This window comes from Bacteroides sp. 1001302B_160321_D4 (genome assembly GCF_015667765.1).
GTDB lineage: Bacteria > Bacteroidota > Bacteroidia > Bacteroidales > Bacteroidaceae > Bacteroides > Bacteroides xylanisolvens.
Genome location: NZ_JADPLO010000119.1, coordinates 1 through 5,649, shown reverse-complemented (window position 1 = coordinate 5,649; position 5,649 = coordinate 1). Strand labels below are relative to the sequence as shown.

The 5,649-nt window shown below is 47.5% G+C and carries 5 protein-coding genes; all 5 read right to left on the bottom strand.

The genetic code is table 11. From position 1 onward, the window contains the following. Positions 1–284: 284 nt before the first annotated feature. The 5 genes from KFO40_RS24995 to KFO40_RS24975 all read right to left on the bottom strand — a co-directional run bounded on the left by KFO40_RS24995 (position 285) and on the right by KFO40_RS24975 (position 5,520). Positions 285–1,253 carry a toprim domain-containing protein gene (locus KFO40_RS24995; RefSeq protein WP_211146915.1) on the bottom strand — a complete coding sequence of 323 codons (969 nt, stop codon included), beginning with the start codon at positions 1,251–1,253 and terminating at the stop codon, positions 285–287. 327 nt (positions 1,254–1,580) lie between these two features. Next, positions 1,581–2,654 carry an AAA family ATPase gene (locus tag KFO40_RS24990; protein WP_032579336.1) on the bottom strand — a complete coding sequence of 358 codons (1,074 nt, stop codon included), beginning with the start codon at positions 2,652–2,654 and terminating at the stop codon, positions 1,581–1,583. 12 nt (positions 2,655–2,666) lie between these two features. Continuing rightward, positions 2,667–2,975 carry a DUF3853 family protein gene (locus tag KFO40_RS24985; protein ID WP_005809723.1) on the bottom strand — a complete coding sequence of 103 codons (309 nt, stop codon included), beginning with the start codon at positions 2,973–2,975 and terminating at the stop codon, positions 2,667–2,669. Between the two features lie 222 nt (positions 2,976–3,197). Beyond that, positions 3,198–4,214, bottom strand: coding sequence for a hypothetical protein (locus KFO40_RS24980; protein ID WP_211146914.1), 1,017 nt, complete (start codon positions 4,212–4,214; stop codon positions 3,198–3,200). Between the two features lie 13 nt (positions 4,215–4,227). Then, on the bottom strand, positions 4,228–5,520 hold the full coding sequence (locus KFO40_RS24975) for a site-specific integrase (protein ID WP_032562621.1): 1,293 nt from the start codon (positions 5,518–5,520) through the stop codon (positions 4,228–4,230). Positions 5,521–5,649: the final 129 nt, after the last annotated feature.

Here is a 5,649-nt window from a genome sequence, read left to right as displayed (position 1 = left end):
GTTCTGTCCGCATTCTTCGGGTGAACGGTGCGCTCTATGTGTGCGGACATCCTGCTGTCCGTCCCTTTTGCCTTTTCCAGATGCAAAACTGCATATCCCATAACTGTCAATAATTTCAGGTTAATACTTCCCCTGCCTTGCCTTTATGCCGCATGGCAGACGGGGTTTCCAAAGGGGCGGCGCCCCTATGGCTCGTTGGGGCTTTTTTAGCAATGTGTGCATTGCGTTAAGAAAAAGCCCTAATGAGCTATGGCTTTTTTCAAAGCCTTCCGGTGGCTGTGCGGCTACATCCTGCTCCCTTTGCCTTTCTTCTTCGGCTGCTCTGTCTGGCTTTGCCTTTTTTCCGCTTCCGGTTTCTCTTGCTGCCGTTGCGCCTGTCCTGACCTTTTATCCCGCAGGAAGTCGTTCAGATCGTTGTACCCTTCGTATATGTGCGATGCGTCCCGTATGCGCAGTCCGTACTCTTTTTGCAACTCCTGAACGGCCTCCATTCCCGCCTTGTCGTTGTCAAGGAAACAATGGATGCTTTCATAACCGCCCAACGGTCGGATTGCTTTGGAAAGGTCGGAAGTCGAGTTCAGTACGATGTAGTCCTGTCCGTCAAGTTCGGGACGGTCGGGACACCTTTCCAGCCGCAGGGTGAGGAAAGAGAGGTAGTCCATGAATCCCTCGAAGATGTAGCATGCCTCCTTCGACTCCGATTGTCGTATATGGGTGATGTCCTTCGGTGCTATGCATCCCTTGAAATGCTTGTTGCGTATCTCGTATCCTCCCGAACGGTTGGGGAAGCCTATAGCATAGTATGGGGTTTCCCCGGTCAGATAGCGGACCTCCCTGCATTCTCTTTTTGCCAGTTCCGTATTTATTCCCCTTTGCCGCAGGTAGGTATACAGGGCGGGAGAGGAGAGCGGTACTACCTCCAACTGCCGGAAACTCGGCTTTGATAAGGGTTGCTTGCCAAAAGAGAAAGAGACCGGGCGCACGTTTTGTGCCTGCTCCCTTATCCTTTCCAAGAGGTAGGGCAGACTGTCGGATGCGTATAGCTCCTGTGCCAGTGCGATGATATTACCACCTTTGCCTGCGCCAAAATCATACCATAGGTTGCGTTCGGTGTTCACCTTGAAGGAGGGTTCCTGTTCGTCCCTGAACGGTGAGTTGTACCATAGACTACCACCCTGTTGCCTTACCGGACTGTATCCAAGACTGTGCAGATATTCCTCTATGCGTATCTGCTTCGCTTCATTCATATTCATCATATTTCTGTTTTAAGTAGATATTGTTTTTTTCGGGGGGACCCGTACCCTTTCATGTGTTACGGGCTGCATCCGCTTTACTTTACTTTGCTATATATATGCCCCCAGACTAAAGTAAAGCGGTTTCCGGTCTGTGCCGTCATGGTGGAGGCCTGGTATGAGACCATACCCTTTTCCGTACTGTCATACCGTTGTTCTTGTTAAGTGTGAATATTATTTTTTCTTTTCGCCCGTATCTTTTTGTATATTACGGGCTATATCCACTTTACTTTACTTCCGTATATATATGGTACGGGACTAAAGTAAAGTGGTTCCCATACAATACCGCTAATAGTGAAAATCGGGTTTGAAGGTGTATTTCCTGCCGTTCTCCTGTACTATCATCCGTTTGTTTTTCAGTACTGTAATGAGGTCTGTCAGCCTGTTTCCCCCAAGCATGACACCGACAGAGGCGTAGGTTTTCCTCAATTCTTCCGCAAGCTCCTTGTAGCCGTATTCATCTTTGAGTGTGAATGCCGCTTCCAGTGCGATACGGTGCTGCTTCTCTGTGATGTCCTTGTAGGGGTCGAACTTCTCCTTTTTCCCTTTTCCCGGATCCTTGTGTTTGAACAGGTATTCGTCCAGCAGTTCGGGCAATGCCTCCCCGTTGATGCGGAATGCGAACGGTTCGAAGTTCATCGCCCTGATATGTGCTGCCTTGATCGTACTGATGTCGGGGTCCTTCTCGTCCTTCTCCACTTGCAGCACTGTTTCGGCCTTGTTGCTAAGCTCCGTTCCGATGTGTCCCCTTGCGTTCTCGTCCCCCTTGTTCTGATGCAGTATGGTGTGTATGTGTATGTGTCTTTCCCCCGTCCATGTCATCAGCAGGGAGATTACCTTCGTGGACTCGCTGGGGCTGTTGATGTCGTACACCATATCCCGTATTCCGTCAATGACTACCAGCCCTACATTTTCGGTGCGGTAAATGGCCTCCCTCACGATTGCTATTCGTTCCTCGGGCGTGTACTTCCTTAGGACAAGGAATTCAAGGTCTTTATGGTTCCTGCCTGTCGGCAGTCCCGCCATGCGCAATATTCTTTTTGCCACTTTCGCACAGTGGTAGGAACTTTGTTCGGTATCCACATAGAGTATTTTCCTCCTGTTTTCGGGCAGTTCCGCCGTGTAGCTTAGCACTGTCCCGTTTTTCAGTGCAGCCGCCACGATTGCGGAAACATTGAACGTTTTCTTGCTCTTTGCTTTTCCGATTGATGCGCTGAAGTTCCCCAGCGTGCCTATGACGGAACCGTGTACTTTCAGTATTTCGGGTGCCCTCTCGTAGTCTTCCGAAAGGTCGAGCCGTGAGGCTTGCCACAGTATCACCGCCGCTTCGGGCGTGACTTCTTTTCTTTCTCTGTACTCCATGTCCGTACCTCCTTATCTGCGTCCCCCGCTTTTGTGTCCTGCCAGTTCGAGTGCCATGTCCGCATCTACGATGATTTTGCGTCCTATCTGCGTAATGGCTCTGTCTATCTTCCCACTTTTCTTGATGCGGTTTGCTGTGGGCATACTGCACCCGAACAGGCGTGCTATGCCGCCTATCCCGTACACGTATTTCTTTTCCGTATCGGCTGCGGGCTGTGCTGCTCTCGCTTCCCTTTCCTGCAGGGCGTGTCGGTTCAGTAATATAAATTCCTCTCCCGTCATCTGCCATACGGGCTTTGATAAAAGTTCTCTGATTTCCATGTTGGAATGAATTTAACGTTTGTACTGTAAGCCCTGCGCACGGGCTTTTTTGTTTCGTTCGAACAGTGCAAAGTTAATCCCGGATACGGGTGGTAAGGATGTGGATAGCGTGAATGGGGTATCACGCTATCTCACTAAATATCAGAAGATAATAAAGAGTGGTGAAAAATATTTCGGGTGGTAAAAGTGGTTGTTTCGTGGAATGTCGTGGCGTATCGCTGACTATCGGAATATTGACTGCATTTCCTTCGCAAATATCTGATTGCTGTCACTGGGAAAATCGGAAACGGGTTCTTTGTATTTTGATTTATAGTATGTGTCGTCTATTCCCAGCAGGTTCATGATGTCCTTTCTCCATTTTTCTCTGTCTGGTTTGTGCAGTGTTTCACCCATAAGGAAAATAAGATAACATACACGAGCCTTTTCCCTCGGTCTTATTATCAGTTTGCCTTCGCACGGTTGCAGGTTCATGCTGGCGTAAAAGTCCAGTTCGGAAATGGCTTCGAACTGTTCACCGTTACATTTTTCGTAAACGGCTGACAAGAGTTTCATGGGAAAATAGGTGGGTGAGGGTGTCGGTGTGGCGGCCTCTTTTTCTTCCCCTTCCTTTTTCTTTTGGCCGGTCATGTATTTTTCGAGGATTGCCAGCAGCGATCCGTCCAGCCTGTATATGTCTCCGCAGCGGTTTTTCAGGTATTGTAGGGCTTCCCGCTTTGCCTGTTCCTTCTGTGCATATAGTTCATCCAGCTTGGCTTTCTCCCTGTCGTATTCCCGTTTGCACTGCCCGTATTTTTTTTCCAACCTTTCCTCTTCCTGACGATCATGTTCCCTGAAACCGACTGCCTCCAAAGATCCGTTAGCTTCCATAAGTTCCCGGTAATATTCGTTTGTGATTTGCATTTGTCTTTCGATGTCCCGGTCATGACATCTTTCATGCTGCCGGCAGATATGTTCAATATCGAGACGGTCGAAAAACTCCTTGCAGGTATTATACATTGAGATATTGTTTTCAATCTCCCGTTTCATGCTGTTCAGCAATATGGAAAAGTGCGTACCCTCCGTTTCAAGCATGAGGCTGATAAGTGCCTTTTCAAAGGTCTGTGTGTCTTCATACTCTTTGTAAAAGTCATGAATGAACTTCTGCTTCTCAAAAGAGAGGCCGTCACCGGATGTTATTTCCGTATATGTCTTGTTGAGTTTCCCGTAGCGGGGTATCATTGAGGTTATTCTTTCTTCCATGCTATTGTTGTGTTTACAGTTGGTTGAATTTGTTCATCGCATTGGCCTTGATGTCATCGGCAACGTCTATGTATGGTTTCATCGCCTTGTAGTCGCTGTGTCCCGTCCACTTCATCACTACTTGTGCGGGAATACCCAATGCCAAAGCGTTGCAGATGAATGTCCGTCTTCCGGCATGGGTTCCCAGCAGGGCGTATTTGGGTGTGACGGTGTCTATACGTTCATTTCCCTTGTAGTAAGTTTCCCTTACCGGGTCGTTGATTTCCGCAAGTTCCCCCAGTTCTTTCAAATAATCGTTCATCTTTTGGTTGCTGATGACCGGAAGTGCCTTGTGATCTTCAAAGTGTACGCTTTTGTATTTTTCCAGTATCGCCTTGCTGTGGTTGTTTAACTCTATGATAAGGCTGTCCGCTGTCTTGACGGTGGTCACTTCTATATGGTCGGGCTTGATGTCGCTCCGTTTGAGGTTGTACACGTCCGAATAGCGCAGCCCGCTGAAACAGCAGAACAGAAAAACGTCCCTTACCCGTTCGAGATACTGCTTGGTTTGGGGTATCTTGTAGTCTTTCAGTCTGTTCAGTTCCTCCCATGTGAGGAATATTACTTTTTTGGGTGTGTTTTTCAGCTTGGGCTTGAAGCTGTCATAAGCCATGTTCTGATTGTGCCCTTTCTTGAAACTCCACCGCAGGAACCATTTCAGGAAGGCTATCTGCTTGCCTATGGTGCTATTACGCATATCTTTCTTGTTACGCAGGAAGTCCACATAGTCATTCAGACCGTTCTCGGTGAACGTATCAAAGGAAAGTTCATCCCTGAACTCTTTCAGGTGGTTCTTTACCGCAGCGAATTTTTCGTAGGTTGCGTCTGTCCAGTTGTTCTGTTTCCCGCATTCCCTTATAAACTCCTCGAACGCCTCCCAAAAGCTGATTTTAGGTCCTTCGGCTGTTTCCTGCTCTGTGACTGGTGCATCCTTCATCCTTGCATTGAAGCTGTCCTTTATCTGTGCGGGTGTGGGTAGTACGTTCTGTACTTCAAACTCTTTGAAGATGTTCTGTATCTCCGTGTACTGTCTTAGCAGGTCTGCATTGATTTCGGATGCGCTTTGCTTCAGTTTGTTTGTGCATCCGTTCTTTACCCTTTGTTTGTCCGTATCCCATTTGGTAGCGTCAATGCGGTAGCCCGTTGTAAACTCTATACGCTGGCTTGCGAATATCACACGCATACGGATAGGCACATTCTCTGTGATTGGCACACCGTTTTTCTTCCGGCTTTCCAGTGCGAAAATGATGTTTCTTTTGATATTCATAATTGGGTGTGTTTGAAAATTGACACCCAAAAATACACCCAAAAAGTGAGATATGCAAAGATATTAAGAGATATTTTATTTTCTGTTTACTTTGTAATAACTTGGTAATTAACAAGATATTACGAGTTT

What these genes read in the sequence shown, in the direction of transcription:
- KFO40_RS24995 (WP_211146915.1), bottom strand. Translation starts at nt 1,253, where the DNA reads ATGAATATGAATGAAGCGAAGCAGATACGCATAGAGGAATATCTGCAC.
- KFO40_RS24990 (WP_032579336.1), bottom strand. Translation starts at nt 2,654, where the DNA reads ATGGAGTACAGAGAAAGAAAAGAAGTCACGCCCGAAGCGGCGGTGATA.
- KFO40_RS24985 (WP_005809723.1), bottom strand. Translation starts at nt 2,975, where the DNA reads ATGGAAATCAGAGAACTTTTATCAAAGCCCGTATGGCAGATGACGGGA.
- KFO40_RS24980 (WP_211146914.1), bottom strand. Translation starts at nt 4,214, where the DNA reads ATGGAAGAAAGAATAACCTCAATGATACCCCGCTACGGGAAACTCAAC.
- KFO40_RS24975 (WP_032562621.1), bottom strand. Translation starts at nt 5,520, where the DNA reads ATGAATATCAAAAGAAACATCATTTTCGCACTGGAAAGCCGGAAGAAA.